This window comes from Shewanella sp. S1-58-MNA-CIBAN-0166 (assembly GCF_040310085.1).
Taxonomy (GTDB): Bacteria; Pseudomonadota; Gammaproteobacteria; order Enterobacterales; family Shewanellaceae; genus Shewanella.
This window is the reverse complement of the sequence record NZ_JBEOPN010000008.1, coordinates 36,619-54,192: the sequence shown is the minus strand read 5'-3', so window position 1 is coordinate 54,192 and position 17,574 is coordinate 36,619. Positions and strand designations below refer to the sequence as shown.

Annotated in this window: 14 protein-coding genes, 1 other RNA gene and 1 pseudogene; 8 read left to right on the top strand and 8 right to left on the bottom strand. The window is 42.7% G+C overall.

Annotated elements, in window-relative coordinates; genetic code table 11:
• Nucleotide 1: 1 nt before the first annotated feature.
• A complete protein-coding gene (locus AAEY99_RS06980) occupies nt 2-871 on the bottom strand; it encodes a LysR substrate-binding domain-containing protein (protein WP_351009789.1) in 870 nt (289 codons plus the stop codon).
• Between the two features lie 141 nt (nt 872-1,012).
• Between AAEY99_RS06980 and AAEY99_RS06975 the strand changes: the two genes are divergently transcribed.
• Nucleotides 1,013-1,927 (top strand): DMT family transporter, encoded by a 915-nt coding sequence (locus AAEY99_RS06975; protein ID WP_351009786.1) that lies wholly within the window; start codon nt 1,013-1,015, stop codon nt 1,925-1,927.
• Here AAEY99_RS06975 and AAEY99_RS06970 read toward each other — a convergent pair.
• The 4 genes from AAEY99_RS06970 to AAEY99_RS06955 form a co-directional block, all read right to left on the bottom strand.
• Entirely contained in the window at nt 1,924-2,493 is a 570-nt protein-coding gene (locus AAEY99_RS06970; RefSeq protein WP_101087298.1) for a BON domain-containing protein, read from the bottom strand. The two genes, AAEY99_RS06975 and AAEY99_RS06970, sit on opposite strands and share 4 nt — an antisense overlap.
• Nucleotides 2,490-3,083, bottom strand: coding sequence for a phosphoheptose isomerase (locus tag AAEY99_RS06965; protein WP_011635877.1), 594 nt, complete (start codon nt 3,081-3,083; stop codon nt 2,490-2,492). The genes AAEY99_RS06970 and AAEY99_RS06965 overlap by 4 nt, the downstream gene beginning before the upstream one ends.
• 129 nt (nt 3,084-3,212) lie before the next feature.
• Nucleotides 3,213-3,539, bottom strand: coding sequence for a YraN family protein (locus tag AAEY99_RS06960; protein ID WP_101087297.1), 327 nt, complete (start codon nt 3,537-3,539; stop codon nt 3,213-3,215).
• Nucleotides 3,536-5,359: a penicillin-binding protein activator gene (locus AAEY99_RS06955; protein WP_101087296.1), complete on the bottom strand. Its 1,824-nt coding sequence runs from the start codon at nt 5,357-5,359 to the stop codon at nt 3,536-3,538. The genes AAEY99_RS06960 and AAEY99_RS06955 overlap by 4 nt, the downstream gene beginning before the upstream one ends.
• 89 nt (nt 5,360-5,448) lie before the next feature.
• On the opposite strand from AAEY99_RS06955, the gene rsmI reads away from it, so the two are divergent.
• The 3 genes from rsmI (at nt 5,449) to AAEY99_RS06940 (ending at nt 9,281) form a co-directional block, all read left to right on the top strand.
• Entirely contained in the window at nt 5,449-6,291 is an 843-nt protein-coding gene (gene rsmI, locus AAEY99_RS06950) for a 16S rRNA (cytidine(1402)-2'-O)-methyltransferase (protein WP_011635880.1), read from the top strand.
• A gap of 54 nt (nt 6,292-6,345) precedes the next feature.
• Nucleotides 6,346-6,700: RNase P RNA component class A (rnpB, locus tag AAEY99_RS06945), an RNA gene on the top strand.
• Nucleotides 6,701-7,145: 445 nt separating this feature from the next.
• Nucleotides 7,146-9,281 carry a TonB-dependent siderophore receptor gene (locus AAEY99_RS06940; protein ID WP_351009784.1) on the top strand — a complete coding sequence of 712 codons (2,136 nt, stop codon included), beginning with the start codon at nt 7,146-7,148 and terminating at the stop codon, nt 9,279-9,281.
• A gap of 306 nt (nt 9,282-9,587) precedes the next feature.
• Here AAEY99_RS06940 and AAEY99_RS06935 read toward each other — a convergent pair whose 3' ends face one another.
• Both AAEY99_RS06935 and AAEY99_RS06930 read right to left on the bottom strand, forming a co-directional pair.
• Nucleotides 9,588-11,267, bottom strand: a complete 1,680-nt coding sequence (locus AAEY99_RS06935) for a ShlB/FhaC/HecB family hemolysin secretion/activation protein (RefSeq protein WP_351009781.1) — start codon at nt 11,265-11,267, stop codon at nt 9,588-9,590.
• A 254-nt stretch (nt 11,268-11,521) separates the two neighbouring features.
• On the bottom strand, nt 11,522-12,742 hold the full coding sequence (locus AAEY99_RS06930) for a threonine/serine exporter family protein (protein ID WP_011635884.1): 1,221 nt from the start codon (nt 12,740-12,742) through the stop codon (nt 11,522-11,524).
• Between the two features lie 163 nt (nt 12,743-12,905).
• Here AAEY99_RS06930 and AAEY99_RS06925 point away from each other — a divergent pair, with 163 nt between their 5' ends.
• Nucleotides 12,906-13,301, top strand: a complete 396-nt coding sequence (locus tag AAEY99_RS06925) for an MAPEG family protein (protein ID WP_101087288.1) — start codon at nt 12,906-12,908, stop codon at nt 13,299-13,301.
• A gap of 202 nt (nt 13,302-13,503) precedes the next feature.
• A pseudogene (locus AAEY99_RS06920) lies at nt 13,504-15,780 on the top strand (YgiQ family radical SAM protein); the annotation flags it as partial.
• Nucleotides 15,781-15,839: 59 nt separating this feature from the next.
• On the opposite strand, the gene AAEY99_RS06915 reads toward AAEY99_RS06920, so the two are convergent.
• Complete coding sequence (locus AAEY99_RS06915; protein WP_192116362.1) at nt 15,840-16,028, bottom strand: hypothetical protein; 189 nt, start codon at nt 16,026-16,028, stop codon at nt 15,840-15,842.
• A 12-nt stretch (nt 16,029-16,040) separates the two neighbouring features.
• On the opposite strand from AAEY99_RS06915, the gene AAEY99_RS06910 reads away from it, so the two are divergent.
• Nucleotides 16,041-16,643, top strand: coding sequence for a hypothetical protein (locus AAEY99_RS06910; RefSeq protein ID WP_502959496.1), 603 nt, complete (start codon nt 16,041-16,043; stop codon nt 16,641-16,643).
• A gap of 535 nt (nt 16,644-17,178) precedes the next feature.
• Nucleotides 17,179-17,484, top strand: a complete 306-nt coding sequence (locus AAEY99_RS06905) for a hypothetical protein (protein ID WP_351009775.1) — start codon at nt 17,179-17,181, stop codon at nt 17,482-17,484.
• Nucleotides 17,485-17,574: the final 90 nt, after the last annotated feature.

The following is a 17,574-nucleotide window of genomic DNA, read 5'->3' as shown; positions in this document are numbered from 1 at the left end:
CTTATTTTTTGGTTAACCATTGCACGAATGCAGCGATAGCGGGCTCCTTTAAACGTCGCTGTTTACAACTAAAATTGAATTCAAATCCAGTCAACATAGCGGGTAAGTCAAGTGCGACTAATGCTCCCTTACTAATATCTCGTTCTACCATAAAATCTGACGCTAGCGCGATCCCCTGACCAGCAATTGCCGCTTCAATAGCTAACAACACATGGCTGAATACATGCTGTTGTTGCGTAGCCTCTATGCTGATGCTGTTAACCTTTAACCAGCGCTCCCAATCAAAGCCTATTGGCCCTTCATCTACAGTGAGTAATGCATGTTGCAGTAATACACTCAGCGCCGAGTGGTCGGTATTTAATAGCCCCGGGCAGATCACTGGGATCAGTCTCTCTTGGTGTAACATGCGATGCACATAACCCGGTTGTCCACTTTGACCAGTAATAAACATATCAGCAACACTATCACTCATCAGTGGGTCGTCGGTGATCATATCTAGGCGAATTTTAATCTGTGGATGTAAGCGATGGAAATCGCTTAAGCGAGGAATCAGCCACTTAATGGCAAATGAACTGTATACCGCTAAGCGGAGCTGATCATTACAATCGCCAGTGATTTGCATGCTTAAATCATTCAACTCATTAAATATTCGCTCCAGTTCATGGTAAAGCACATTGCCTTTACTGGTTAAACAGAGCTGCCTACCTTCGCGGATAAATAATCGTTCGCCAAAATGCGCTTCAAGCAGTCTTACTTGGTGCGATACCGCACTTTGAGTAATGCACAGTTCAGTTGCCGCCCGAGAAAAGTGAGCATGCCTTGCGGCCGCTTCAAAAATTTGTAGTGCCCGCAGTGGCGGCAGTTTGCGCATATACACCTCAAATATGAATTTATTTTATTAAAATTTATGAAGTATGAATTTAACTCATGCATAGATTAAAAACATCATTATTCGATATTAATTGATAACTATATGATGCAGCCAATTATTGGTTCTAAGGTTGTAAGTGTAATGAAATCCACAATAGCGATTGGCATGATGTTATTAGTTGTCGGTAACCTTTTTAGTGCTATGTATGATGTGTCTATAAAATGGCTTCCAGAGGGCAGTAGCGCTGCAACATTTCTGTTAATCAGACAGTTAACATCAGTATTAATGTTACTGCCATTGTGGTTTGTAGCTAAAAAACCAATCAGTCGCCATATAAAGGTGCACTTAGTGCGAGCTAATACTGGCGCTATTGGAGCTGTATGCTTAATTATGGGGTTAATTGCGCTACCTATCGCCACTGTAAGCTCGTTGTTTTATTCGGCGCCATTAATGATTGTATTAATGGGATTTCTATTTTTAAAAGAGAGCGTCACCGCTGCACATTGGCTGGCAGCTATTTTAGGATTTCTGGGCATCATTATTTTGCTACGACCAAGTGAAATTAATTGGTTTGGAATTGCAGTACTCATCTCTGCATTTATGTTTGCGATAAACCAGTTGGCATTGCGCAAACTCCCCAGCACCGAAAGCCCTGTTGTAACGTTAATGCTATATAACTTACTCAGTATTCCTTTGGTGTTGGTCATGGCATTGGTGCAAGGCATAGAGGCAATCAGTGGGTCTTTAGTGGCTATTGCGGTGTCGAGTAATGTGTTTTTATTGGCGTATCAGTGGTTTTGCGCGTTGGCTTATCGCCAAGCACAAGCCAGTCAAATTGTGGTGGCTGAATACACAGGACTATTATTTTGTGTCTTTTTTGGTTGGTTGTTTTTTGATGAATGGCTTGATGGTTTAAGTTGGGTTGGGGCTGGGTTTATTGTGTTGCCGTCGCTGATTATCCCGTGGATACAAGCCAAAAGATCCCAAAAAAATTCATCGAGCAAAATGCAGGATGAATTTCTAAATCGCGATAATAAAAATGTACTGCAGGATTAAGATTCAGTGTATTCAAAAACCTTAATCACTTTGCGAACGCCTGCAGTATTTCGCGCGATATCAACCGCCAAATCAGCTTGCTTGCGGTCAATTAACCCAAGTAAGAAGACTTCGCCGTTTTCGGTAATCACTTTCACTCGAGTAATATCGAGCGATTTTTCATTTAACATGCGGCCTTTGACTTTGGTTGTTACCCAGGTGTCGTTGCTGCGAGTGGTAAATGACGTTGGCGTGCCAATACGAATTTGGTTATGTATTTTGCCGCCAATTTGTAAATCTTGCACCACTTTAATCGCTTTATCACGCAGCATTGAGTTAGGTGCTTGACCTATCATCAATACATTGTTGTTCATCACAACCGCGGCGATATTGGTTTGATTATTAAGGTCATCATGTTTTGATAGCGCGCTAGCAATAACAAAGTCTGCATTAGTATCGCTGATTTGAGTGCCCATGCTGCGCTCATCATTAACCATCTTGGCACCGCTAACGGCACCAACCATGACTGCACCAGCACACCCCTGCAGCATCGCCAGGACTGAGATGATGAGTAACCTTTTTATCATGCTTGTTCATCCTGTGGGAACAAGGTGCGGTCGATGTTATCGCATAAACAGTGAATAACCAGTAAGTGAACTTCTTGAATACGTGCAGTAACATTTGACGGTACGCGGATTTCGACATCTCCTGCGCTCATCAAGCCCGCCATTGCGCCGCCATCTTTACCGGTTAGTGCAACAATAGTCATGTCGCGGCTTAACGCTGCTTCCATGGCTTTAATAATGTTGCCAGAGTTACCACTGGTTGAAATAGCCAATAAAATGTCGCCTGGTTGACCCAGTGCAAAAATCTGCTTCGAGAAGATTTCATCGTAGCTATAATCGTTGGCGATAGCAGTAATCGTTGAAGTGTCACAGCTTAATGCAATAGCAGGCAGCGGTGGACGTTCAATTTCATAACGGTTTAATAATTCAGCAGAGAAATGTTGAGCATCGCCAGCACTGCCGCCATTACCACATGACAGAATTTTATTACCGCCAAGTAGACATTGCACCATCATCTCTGCAGCTTTTTCAATAGACTCAGGTAATGCTTCAGCAGCATCAATTTTAGTCTGAATCGATTCGGTGAAACTATCTCTAATACGTTCTAACATGCAACAATCCTTACGCTAAATTATGTCTACGTATGTCTCTGATCAGCTTTTTTATCGTCGCTCATCAGTTAGACTCGGTAATTTGACTATATGATGCCATAAATCAAGGTTATGGTAATCAATTGCCGCTTAAAAACAGCCTTGTAGCCAGTTTATTTCATCAATATTCATCGCAATGACATCAAAGCGACAAGGTGGATTTAATTTTTGTCGTTGTAAATAATGCTCAGCGGCTAATCTTATCCGGGTGATTTGCTTACTTGTTAACGCATTTAAGGCGCCACCAAACTGATTTGACGACCTAAATTTTACTTCAACAAACACCCAGACATCTAGCTGGCGCATAATTAAATCTATTTCACCAAATGGGTATCGAACATTAGCATCTACAAACGTTAGACCTTGTTGTTCAAGGTAAGTTCGCGCACGTTGCTCAGCTAATTGTCCACTGTTCATAGTGGTGTTAATTGTCCTTGGCTATATTTTCCCCAAGAAAGTTGACGATCTATCACTCCATTAGGTTTCACTGATAATGCACCACTGCGGCCAATAAATTGGTATCCCGGGAAAGCGCGCATTTGCGCTAAACGATTAACCAATTCAAGGGCATCAAAACCCATTGCATATAGGCGTTTTTGGCTGTTATTCCAACCACTCCAAAGCTCAGAAACCAGCTGTGTTTCGCTGCTAGGTTGCATTAGCCAAGGTACATCGCTAATGATCAAGTTATTTAACTCTTGTGCCGACTGCGCTGACTCGCTTTCAAGACGGCTACGGCTAGTGGTATATAAGGTTACGGGTTCAGAGAACACACTAAAGTTAACGTCTAAAAAGGGTTTTAGCAGGGCTAAATCTTGTGAACCCGAAATCATGTAAATCGCATCAATATCTTGGCGAGAACGAAAATCTGATTCTAAGCGGCTACCCAATAAATCACGCATTCTGCTAATACGCGCTTGGCTATCTTTCACACCTAATGCTTCTTGAACTGTTACCTTCATTTGGTCGCCAGCATCATAGAAATACACTTCGGCATCATTGCTGGTTAAGGTTTGCCAAGTTTGCTTAAAGCTGTCTGCCATACGTTTGCCAATCGGATCGTTACTGGCCAATAATAGTGGCAACTTTACCCCATCGCTATACAGCTTATGTGCAGCGTCACTGGCTTCTTGTGCTGGAGACAACGAAAAGTAAAACAGGTTTGGTTGTGGCGTAAACGTATCTGTTTGGTTCAAATACAGCTGTGGCACTGTGGTCTTTTGTTTATCGTTAATTTTCTGTAGTTCTTCAACTTCATTGGGTAACAATGGCCCAATGACAAATTCTGCGCCTTTGGCTACAGCTTGTTGATAAGCGGCCGCAACCCCTTGCTGAGTATCATAAAAGTTAAGTGAGACATTGCTATCAAAATCAGATAAATAGCTCGATAAAAGACCTTGACGAATAGGTTCAGCAACCACAGCGCGTGGGCCACTTAACGGTAATAATACCGCTATATTTTGCGGTCTAAACGGTTTGGCATTAAGCGCTTTTTCTAAATCAGCAGGTAACTTAACCGCGCCTGGATGATACGGATTATTACGCTGCCACTCACCTAAATAACGCACCAATTGCGTCGGCTCAACCGCGTAATGTTTAGCGATAAAGGTTAATTGTAACCAACCAGCAAAAATCGGATTCGATTGATCGCGCATAAACGACTGCACAGTTTCTTCGGATAAAGGTTGTAGTAACTTCCAAATAACATTATTGATCGCTGTGGTTTCAGATTTTGGTAAGTAGTTGCTTAATAGACTTAACTGCTTAACCTGATCAATTGGCTGTTGAGTATTTTTGTACAGCTTGGCTTTAAATTGGTGATAACTTGCCATTTGCCAGCGTGGTAGTTGCCAATGTGGTGGATACTGTAAAATATCTAATGCGGCTTGGCTGCTATTGGTTTTTTCGACAATGCGAGCGCGCAAGTAAATATGCTCCGCTTGAAGCGAGGGAACGTTCACCATCGACTTCTGCATTGACGTTAATACATTAGCGGCAGAATTAAAGTTACCATCATTGATATAAGCATGAGCGGCGAGTAATAAATAACGATCACGCTTTTCTGGTAAACTGCTATTCGTTGCCTCAGCCAAATAAATTTTAGCTGGATGTTCAGCGGCAACGAGCGATGCGCTAGCGTCAACATTATCCTGCTGTTTTTTGGTGGCACAACCGACCACCAATACAGAGAAAATCAACGCGCACACGAATTTTGTAGTATTCAGTCTTATTAACACTTGGCTTCACTCTGGTAAGATGCTGTCACTAGTTTAACCTGCTCTTACGCTTGGCGAAAGTATCAGGTAGATTCATTATCGAGGTAATTATGGACCAAATGGTCGCGCTGTATATTGTTCCCACCCCAATTGGTAATTTTGGCGACATCAGCGCTCGGGCAATAGAGGTGCTGCAACAGGTTGATTTAATCGCCTGTGAAGACACTCGCCACAGCGGAAGGCTGCTAAGTCACTTTGGTATTGAAACCCGTAAAACGGCATTACATGATCACAATGAACGTGACCGAGCACAATGGATAGTTGAACAATTAAATGAAGGCAAATCAATCGCGCTCATTTCTGACGCTGGGACGCCGTTAATTTCTGACCCCGGCTACCATTTAGTTAACCATGTTCGTCAAGCTGGCCATCGAGTCGTACCTTTGCCTGGGGCATGTGCAGCGATAACGGCATTAAGTGCATCAGGCTTACCGTCTGATCGCTTTAGTTTTGAAGGTTTTTTACCGTCAAAAGAAAAAGCCCGTATCGATAAACTTGAATTTCTTAAAGAAGATCCTCGTACTTTGATATTTTACGAATCTCCTCACCGTATTCTTTATAGCCTCGCCGCTATTGTTGACGTTTTAGGCGCCGATAGGCAAGTGGTAATGGCACGAGAAGTCACTAAAACCTTTGAAACCTTCTTATCTGGCACCGCTGCAGAGGTATTAGCGCTGGTTGAAGCTGATGATAATCAGCAAAAAGGCGAAATGGTCATTATGTGCCATGGCTTTACATTATCTGATGAAGAAGGTATTCCAGCGGTTGCCGTTGCTACCCTAAAGTTACTTTGTGAAGAGTTGCCGCTTAAAAAAGCCGCCGCTATAGCAGGGCAAATTCATGGTTTAAAGAAAAATGCCCTATATAAATACGGTTTAGAACTGGATTTATAAAAAGCCGCTCGCTTTGGCATTGGTTTGTTGCGCTGCTTAGGCTATAATCCGCGCCGAGTTGGCCAGACAGTTGCCGCGTACGCAAGTACGGGGAGGAAAGTCCGGGCTTCAAAGAGCGGGGTACCAGGTAACGCCTGGGCGGTGTGAACCGACGACAAGTGCAACAGAGAGGAAACCGCCATTTTGGCTTAGGCTAAAGATGGTAAGGGTGAAAGGGTGCGGTAAGAGCGCACCGTGCGGCTAGCAATAGTCCGTAGCAAGGTAAACTCTACCCGAAGCAAGACCAAATAGGGTTCCGCATGGCGCTGCTCGCGTTGGAACCGGGTAGGTTGCTTGAGCCTGTGAGCGATTGCAGGCCTAGATGAATAACTGTCCACGACAGGACCCGGCTTATCGGCCAACTCACCTCTTTATAAAAAAGGCCTCGCAGCAATGCGAGGCCTTTTTTTATCGTTAGTGCGAAAATATTGGTGTCGCAACCTTATAATAGTCAACCCGAGTTGATGTTGGTTATTGTTTCTCTATGTTTTAGCTTCATTACTATCCAATACTTGCGACAGACGATCTCCTGTTGGAGTTGACTACATCCGTTCAGTAAACGTCGTCGGAACGCTAAGTATTTACAAATGGATGATTTATTAACACGAGTGTTCTACTTTATTGTTAGCTATGCACCTCGCTCTTCCTGATCTAGTCGATAATAAATACTCATTCAACAACAAAACCTTTAAACATAAACTGACTTTATCGTTAACAAACAAGCACAAATGTAAATTATCAGGTGAGAATGGTTTTCATTAGCGTTTAGTGCTATATTGCGGCCAAATTTTACTGTTGCCGATGAGTAAGCTGTTATGCATTTGAACGTCATTAATATTGGGATGTTAAGTCTACTGCTACCTGTACTGAGTGTCAGTGCGAACGAGAACACGACCGACCTAGACTCGACAGAGTCGATTGAGAAAATTACCGTAATGGGCCGGGCACAAACCTTTTATCGTGAATCTTCTACGTCTGTGGGTGCCAAAGTTGAAACCGATATTATGGATTTACCGCAATCGGTGCAGGTGTTGAATGAACAGTTAATAGTTGACCAAGCAGCACGCGAAATCACCGATTTATACCGCTCTATTGCGGGTGTGAGCACTTATAGTTATTCAGGGGTGACCTTTCGTGGCTTTCGTGATGACAGCAATGTGTTTTATGACGGTGTAAGAGGCGACCCTTTTTCTGGTTTCGGTGTACCACAGTTATTTAATATTGAACGAGTTGAAGTGTTAAAAGGTCCAGCAGCTGCGTTATACGGTGGTGGTGAGCCTGGCGGCATGATTAATTATGTCAGCAAAAAGCCGAGTTTTGTCCAAGATACTGAAGTGACATTAACCACAGGCGATAACGACCGTATGGGCGGGTCAATTGATTCTAAAGGTGGTTTAACGGATTCAATTGCTTATCGTTTAGGCGGTTTTTATGAGCAAAAAGACAGTTTTCGAAATAATGCCGACTCTGAAAATACCGAGTTAACAGGTGGATTATTATTTCAACTTGACGATGACACTACACTCACAACAACGATTGATTATATCAAACAAGACTTAGGTGGTAATCGTTTGCGTGGCGTTCCCGTTGACGATGATGGTAACTTTTTGGTTGATCCAAGCTATAACGCTAATGAAAAATCCGACTATCAAAACCTTGAAGCAACAATATTACAAGCTGACTTACAGCATCATTTTAGCGATGAGTTAAGTGTTAATACCACAGTGCGTTACCTTGATAACGAGCGTGTTCAGGGATATCACGAATCACAAAGTTGGGTTGACGTTAATGGTGATGGCGAAGCCAATATTGATGATAAAACCATTAAACGTGAATATCGTAAACAGTATCGCGCTAACCAAGAAGTCAGTGTGACTTCAGATTTTGTATATCGATTAGATACTGGTATTGAGCAAACCTTATTATTTGGAGCAGATTACCATCATGTAAACAGCGATTATGATTATTGGCGTGCCCGTTATGAGGCTGATGGTGTCGCTAATCTAAACATTTTTGATCTTAATTACGGTGAAACTGATCCTTCGACTTATAACTTACAAGATCAAGATCGTGATGGCACTAAAACCGAACGCGCGGGTTTATATGTTCAAGATCAAATCAGTTTAAGCGAGAAATGGTTGTTATTGGTGGGGCTACGTTACGATCACTTTAATGATTTTGATAAAGAAACTGAATTTGAATTTAGTGATAATCATGTATCACCGCGTGGTGGTATTGTTTATAAATACTCCACCGATACATCGTTTTATGTTAATTATGCAGAAAGTTTTAATCCGACCTCGCTTGGCGATCAAGAAACGGCGAGTGAAGACAGTAGCTTAGAACCTGAAATGGGTGAACAAGTTGAACTAGGGATAAAAAATCAGTGGTTTAATGGCAGCATGATGACCACGTTAGCTGTGTATCAAATTAATAAAAAAGATGTCGCCATGAATAATCCTGCTGACACGGGCAATGATGACGGAATCCCTGCGTTAGTAAGCTTAGGTGAAGTTGAAAGTAAAGGACTTGAGTTTACGTTGGTGGGAGATATAACACCTAATTGGACTGTTATGGCTAATTACGCCTATAACGATACTCGTGTTACTCAAGGCGATATTGGCGATACCTATGCCGATGGCAGCAAGTTTGTTAATGCGCCGCGTCATCAAGCGGGTTTGTGGACGCGTTATGACATTGACAGTTTGAATTCTGCTATTGCACTGGGTGCAGATTATGTCAGTGAGCAAATGAGTGCTGATGCGCAGCGTGTTAAACCCTATACCGTGTTTGATATGAGCTGGACAACTACGTGGCAAGATACCCAGTTTCAGCTAAATGTGAAAAACCTGTTTGATAAAGAATATGCCGTGAGCGGTTTCTCTGAACGTAATGGCCATTTCCCGGGTGCACCACGAGAAGTGGTGTTGCAGGTATCGCATCACTTTTAATGTCGAATTATTAGTGGGGTTGTATTAACGTCTTGCTGAATTAAAAAAAGGGCGTAAACAATTTATTGTTTACGCCCTTTTTTGCTATCTGGCCGAGGGTTAAAAGCTGGCTTTGTGGCCATCAGTTGAGACTATTATCGGTCACCAAGTTAGATAGAATGAATGCCAATATTGTCAATTCCGCTAATGCTAAAATCACTAACAACTTCAATCAGTAAAGATGTTACCAAGTCTACATGGCAAAACCTCAAGCATTTAGTGCTGACGGCCTTGCGAATGTATATCGTAACCAAACAGTCTGCCTAATTAAAAATGGTCTTTCACTTGAAATCTAAACTCCCAAGCGTTGATGTCGTTGCCCGTAGTGATCGGGACGGCAATATCAACATGGGCTACGTTACCGTAACTGGATTTAGAAGAGTAAATCCGTGCGCCAATACCAATACTACCAATAGGGCCATCAACTTCGTTTTGCTCGTCTGGACCACCGCTTGCTTGACCTATATCGGCAAATACAGCCCAACCTAACTCGGCCAATTGATATAAATTGATGTTTGGATAGTATCGGATTTCACTCGTGAGCAACCATTGATTGTCACCATGCTGGTAGTCGTTGGGATATCCCCGTACACCTGTTTCGTCGCCAAGGGCAAACGTTTGATCAAGATAGTTATTGTGTGAGGTTGCGATACGCGCCTTGGAGTAGGCCGTCCACTTAGGGCTGATTTGGTGAAAGAATTCAGCGGCTAAACCGACATTATAAAAGTCTTGTTGGCCAGTTTGAATATCTGTTCGAGCATTAACGGTCATTAGCAATAATTGATTGTCTTCCTGCCAACCGCGACTGCTTGAAGCCGTTACGTGATAACCCACAGCAGCATTGTCGGCAACGTCATTGGTTTCCAATCCTAAACTTACAGTGTGGTGCCAACCTAAGTTAAAGTCTTCGTTATTATTAATCAGGTGGATATTGTTCAGCACTGTGTATTGGTCTTGCAGGTATTCGTAGCTGATCCAAGGGTATACAAACTCACGATCAAAAGGTAACGGTGAAATGGGGTATTCGTCGATGTTATTGAATTGATGTTGGTCTTGGGTTATCCCTAGGCTAATACGGTGCAATTGATCTGGCGTTTTATCGACTAACCAACCAAATCCGACGTTAGCATAATCGATAACATGTTCAAATTCGTTAATGTCTTGGCCATTTTGTCTTATGGTGTCGATGCGGGTATCCGTTAACCATGACAGGGCGTACATGTTCTGAGTATCAAGAGTATAAAAGGGCTTATTAAAGGCGATAGCAGACGCTTGGCCGTCACTGTTGTCGTAAAAATCGACCGACACATTACCGTGTTTAATCCATCTTACTGGAGCATCAAAGGCAAACTTATACCCGGTGCGGTCGGCACTTGACTGGTATTTTATTTTAGTTTTAACCCCTAATCCCAGTAAGTTATCTTCCTTCATGCCAAACGAGTATTTAGTGTCGCCGCCATTTTTACTCAAACTGACCGTTGGCAGTAATGACCAGTTATCCCACGTTTCGACTAATACCACGTCTTCAACGTTGTCGTCGGCGAGTGGATCTTTTCTGGCAATGTTGATATCAGCATCACGAATGTAAGGTTCGTAGCGCAATAATCGCTGCGCTTCTTCAAGATCTTTCTGAGTGATTTTTTCACCTTTTTCAAAGCTTAAGCTATTGAGGATAGTCGACTCTTTGGTATTGATATGCAGATAGTTTGCCCAACGATGAAGGAAAATAGCATCCGGAGCTGACTCATCAAAAATAGGATGACTAACGACTACAATGTTCGCGACTTTTTCGACATCATGTTTATTCGTTGTCGACGGACTAGAGGGCGTGGTGACAGAGTCATCGTTGGCTTTTAACTGTGCTTCACTGTCAGCAATAGTTGCTTGAACAGCAGACGAAGAAAGCAGGATGACGAAAAAAAATACTGCCATAAATATGATTGGCATAGCTTCGTCCTTATTTTTATTGTTATGTTTTTGAGAGGCCTGTAAGAATAGAACTATTGTTTTCAATATGAACTTTTTATGTTGCCTCTTTGTTTCATATCATACCTGAATAACATAATAGTCAAGCATTTAGCTTGAATAAATATTTCATTAATCCATTTAAATTATGTGGGTATTTGAGTTGTTAAAAAATAAGGGCAGCATTTATAGCTGCCCTTTAATACCGATAGGAAGGTAATGTTAACTTGTAAGATTTATAACGAACGGCGAGGGGGCACGATAACGTTAGCAAAAATAAGCCCAGCGATTAAGGACATAAAAATTAAGAATATTTGTGAGCCTAAATGGGCTTGATTGAGCATGGTTTCGCCCGAAATTAATGCATTGAGACCAATATAGGTTTTGCTACCAGGGACCAGAATAACGATGCCTTGCAGTAACGCAATCGACACTGGCGCCTTCATCCAACGCGCATACAGATTTGAATAGATGCCCACGGCTAGTGCACCGACAAAAATACCAATAGATTCACCTAAATAAATCCCGCCTAACATGGCAGAGAAAAATGCCACAATGCCGGCAAATATGCCCCAAGGGGAATCTTTTAAGCGTGCTTTAAAGATAATAACCAACGACATCGACAATAACGGCACCGCAGACCAAATCGCCCAACGAGGCAACGGTATAGGTTCGACATAGATAGTTTCACCAAAGATGGCTTTACCAATGGTCATGCCAAGCACAGCACCAAAATACAGTTTAAATAACTGCATCACAGCATCCATGATACGTGCCGTACCGGAGATTAAATCGCGGGCGGCAAGTTCCGCTAAGCCGAGAGTGAGTGCAAGACCGGGAACAAAAATAATAATCCCCGATAAAATGGTTACGGGTAAATTGATACTCGGGTCCAATTGCGCAATCCCTGACGCTAAGATAGCGCAAACTACCGCCGCCATGGGTTCGAGCATCTCTGCGATACGTTTTGAGCGTTCAGCCCAAAAAACTAAGCTGTATACCAGTAAACCAAAAATAGCTGACCAAAAAACGTCATGCCAACCGGTACCCATTAACATGGCGAAAGCACCCGCACTGGATCCAAAAGCTAACAGCGTCAGTTTATGGCCATAAGGATTGGGTTTATTGGCGATTTCTTCTAAGCGTTCTAATGCTTCTTGCAAGGTTCGCTGCCCAGAACTGAGCTCTTCAACCAATTCAAAGGTACGTGCTAACGAGCCTAAATCTAAGTCGCCAGGTTTAACGCGTGCAACGTGATTGTATTCTTGCTCAGTGTCATGTTGGAGTACAAATGTCATCGATGTGGGCGATATTAAAAAATATCCTTCAATACCAAGGGTATTACATACCGTTTGCAAGTGGGATTCTAAGCGATACGCAGGAGTACCAAATTTATGCAGGTACTTACCTAGTTTAATGATAAATCTACGTTTTTCTAAAAAATCCTGATTATCCACTGGGCAGTAGTCACTCTTGTTAAGGTATTGAGCTTATTTTGGCGCGAATATTAACCGATTAAGGCGTGTGTTTACAGCCAAACTGATTCAAAATGTAGTGATAACATCAACAAATCAAAGATTAGTATAATAACAATAATATAGACGACTTAAGGAATAACACATGACATTGATGATATCGGGTTTATATGCGGGCCTAACAGCGTTGTTGGTTTTAGCATTATCTTACAAAGTGGTTAAATTTCGTCGAGTGAATAAAATAGGTATCGGTGATGGTGGCCATCAAGGATTATCCATTGCGATCAGAGCTCATGGCAATTTAATTGAAAATGCACCCATAGTACTCATTTTGTTAGCACTGGCTGAATTGAATGGCATGCCGGTTTACTTGATACACTGTTTGGGTACAGCTTGGATTGTGGCGCGTTTATTACATGCTATTGGATTAAACCAAGGTCAAGGCGGCCATCACTTCGGCCGTTTTTGGGGTGTATTAACGACTTGGATAGTACTATTAATCTTAGCGGTTGCTAATATTGGCTTCTTTATTGGGTTATAACATTGAAAGCATAAGGGAATAGCAATATTCCCACGTGTTTTACAAGGTTATAAAAGGATAAAAATATTTCACTTTTGGTGTTTTTTTAGTCACACTTAGTGTCGCTCTACTGCTATACTCCGCGTCCGTTAAATTCAGCCGTAGGCTGATGTTGTCATCGGATCAGCTAGGCTGGTTTTCCCCATTTATGTAGGTCATATACATGCAAGTTGAGTCAACGTTATTTAATTATCCAAAGTTTTGGGCTGAATGCTACGGAACAGCACCTTTTTTACCCATGTCTCGTAAAGAAATGGATATTTTAGGTTGGGATAGTTGCGATATTATTGTCGTGACTGGCGACGCGTATGTTGATCACCCAAGTTTTGGTATGGCGGTGATTGGGCGAATGTTAGAAGCCCAAGGTTACCGTGTGGGTATTATTTCGCAGCCTGATTGGTCAAACAAAGAAGACTTTATGCAGCTAGGTCGCCCAAATCTATTTTTTGGGGTAACCGCTGGCAACATGGATTCGATGATTAACCGTTACACCGCTGACCGTAAGTTACGTCATGATGATGCTTACACTGCTGGTGATATTGGCGGCAAACGCCCCGATCGTGCCGTGACCGTGTATACCCAGCGTTGTAAAGAAGCCTTTAAAGACGTACCCGTTGTTATCGGTGGCATTGAAGCCAGCCTACGCCGTATTGCTCATTATGATTATTGGTCAGATAAAGTCCGTCGCAGTGTGATTTTTGACGCCAAAGCCGATATTTTAATTTACGGCAATGCTGAACGACCATTAATGGAAGTTGCACGCCGTATTGCTGCGGGTGAGGCCATTGGCGATATCGACGATGTTCGTGGTACCGCAACAATGCGTAAAGAACCTATGCCCGGTTGGCGTGGCATGGATTCACGCAAAATTGACCAATTACATAAAATTGAGCCATTACCTAGCCCATATGGTGCAGATGATGTTGGTTGCAGTAATTTGTCAGGTCCAACAGACGAAAAGATTTTTGATAACGAGGCACCTAAAGCCATTAGCGTTCAACCGCCTCGTCCAAAGCCATGGGAAAAAACCTATGTACTGCTTCCTGCCTATAACAAGGTCAGCGAAGACAAGTATTTGTATGCCCATGCCTCGCGTATTTTGCACCAAGAGCAAAACCCTGGCTGTGCTCGTGCGCTGTTTCAGCCACATGATGCCAACCGTGGTGTATGGGTAAATCCACCTGCGTGGCCATTAAACACCGACGAAATGGATGCAGTATTCGATTTACCTTATCAACGCATCCCGCACCCTGTGTACGGCAAAGAAAAAATTCCTGCCTACGACATGATTAAGACGTCAATCAATATCATGCGTGGTTGTTTTGGTGGTTGTTCATTCTGTTCGATTACCGAGCATGAAGGACGCATTATTCAAAGTCGCTCGAAAGAGTCGATCATCAAAGAAATTAAAGATATTCAAGAAAAAGTGCCAGGCTTTACCGGCGTTATTTCTGACTTGGGTGGCCCAACGGCGAACATGTACCGTTTAGGTTGTACCAGTGAGAAAGCGGAGAAAACCTGTCGACGTTTATCATGTGTGTTCCCGTCTATTTGCGGCCATTTAGGCACCGACCATAAACACACCATCGACTTATACAAAGCGGCACGTGAAGTACCTGGTATTAAAAAGGTGTTAATTGCTTCGGGTGTTCGTTACGATTTGGCGATCGAAAACCCTGAATATATTAGAGAGTTAGCTAAACATCATGTGGGTGGTTATTTAAAAATTGCTCCTGAACATACCGAAGAAGGCCCGCTCAGTAAAATGATGAAGCCAGGTATGGGAACCTATGACAAGTTTAAAGAACTGTTTGATAAGTTTTCTAAAGAAGCGGGTAAAGAACAGTTTTTAATTCCGTACTTTATTTCGGCGCATCCTGGTACTACCGATGAAGACATGGTTAATTTGGCATTATGGTTAAAAGGGCAGAAATTTAAGCTCGACCAGGTGCAAAACTTTTATCCATCTCCGATGGCAAATGCGACCACGATTTATCATACCGAACTTAACTCACTGAAAAACATTAAGCATGATAGTGAACAAGTGACAGTGCCTAAAAAAGGTCGTCAGCGTAAATTGCATAAATTCTTATTGCGTTACCACGACCCAATGGGCTGGCCGATGATCCGTGAAGCCTTAGTTGCTATGGGTAAAGAGTCGTTAATTGGTAATGGTCCAAATCATTTGGTACCACCCGAAACGCGTAACGAGCAAACTAAAGTGAAGTGGGGCCAAAAGCCATCGGCTAAAGCGAAAGAACAAAGCGGCCAAAAAGCCATGACCCGTTTTTCTGCCGATCAGTTTGAAGGCCGTAAAGGTAACACTAAAGCGGATAAAGGCAGTGCTAAGCCAGTAGGGCAGAAACCAAAGTCTCCAGCTAAGGCTTCGGGCCAAGCGGCAAAAGGGCAAGCGCCCACGAGCCAAGGCGCTAAGCGTCCAGCTAAAGCGTCCAGCTAAAGCGACCACTTGGGCGACGAAGTCTAAATACGCTAAGTAAGCTAACACGTTAACTTATTGTCATAAAAACCCGCATTAACGTTTGCGGGTTTTGTTTTTCTAGCAGCAATAGATTCAATAACAAGGTAATCTTGTTCGGTACTTTCGTCTTTTAATTTAGTCTGCTCAGTAGCCGTTGTGTTACACGACTGCACTTTATTGATTAAATTACTCAATGGTTTGATAAACAAGGAATGATCATTATGCCAACGTTAATTAGGCTTAGCGCATATCTCAGTGGTGCATTACTGTGTGGTAGCGCTATGTTGGTTAATCCTGCTTATGCCGCAAACTCGGTACAGCAAAAGCAATTTTTTGAAGCGATTAGCGCTCTTTGTGGCAAAGCTTTTGCCGGTAAAATCACTGCTGGTGGCAGTGAAGGGGATGGCTTTAGTGGTAAAAAATTAATTATGCATGTAAGAGATTGCACCGATCATCAGTTACGTATTCCATTTCATGTTGGCGATGATCACTCTCGCACTTGGGTGATAACTCAAACTGATACCGGATTGCGCTTAAAGCATGATCATCGCCATAAAGATGGCACCGATGACAAAGTGACTATGTATGGTGGAGAGACCCGCGATACTGGCACTGCCAACTTGCAAACGTTTCCTGTGGACGATGAGTCTATTGCCAACTTCAAGCAACATGGCTTAACTCAGTCGGTCACTAATGAGTGGCAGATGATGATTGAAGCGCATACTTTTACTTATCGTTTAAGTCGTGAGGATCGAGATTTTAAAGTCGAGTTTGACCTCTCTAAGCCTGTAGCATTACCGCCAGCACCTTGGGGATATAAATAGGTTGTCTACTTACGCAGGCTAATTTAATCGTCATCCCGGCAATGCTCGTGAGCCGGGATCCAGGTTTATTTTTTGTGTTTTATGCTTAGTACTTATGTACTTATGGCCTGCGGCCACTAACGTCGTGGCGCTTCACCCACACCAGACCAAGAGGAAACCAACGGCTGTTCCCTCTTGGAACTCCCAGCCGCCCCGCAACATTTTCAAACAGCGAAAAGGTCGCCATGGGGATTGATCCAGCTTTTAACTTTATTGGGTAACTGCCTCAGCCTTATTCGAAAATGCTAACGCTTCCGATAGGCCATCCCTGGCCAACGAAAGCTAGCCTGACGTCCTGTCAGGCTCACGCTATTTTCTTCAACGTCCTCAAGTTCAGAGTTGAATCGGTCCATTTCCAAGTAAAGAAAACTAACTCGTTTTTGCCCCAAAACCATTTATAATTGAAGTGCCTCGACAAAATTTCATATCTAATATTGACCAACTTTATCTAATGAATAATTATGTGTAAGGAAGGTATACCCGAGGATAAAATAGAATGACACGTGCACGTTCTGAACGACATATATTTTCCTTTGAGGGTGGTGATAAACTCACCACTATCGGTGCCACTTTCTTCGTTTCGTATCTTTACCATCGACATGTTGATTCAACTCACAGGAACTGGGCTTCGATAAAAACCCAGCAATCACGCATTAGCACTATTAACAAATCAGAAAAATATCATCGTGTTTGGTTAACGCATATCGATAGCATGAGCGAAACAAATTTGAATAGAAACACTCTTAGTTTGAATGGTGCAACTATCAAAAAAATGGCATTTGCATTACAACAGTTGCTATGAAATCCCACACCGTCAGTGTTCTTTCCTAGCCCGTTTTACATTAGCTATCTGTGTAAGTTTCGTATCGGCTGACACGAATCTGTCCATAAA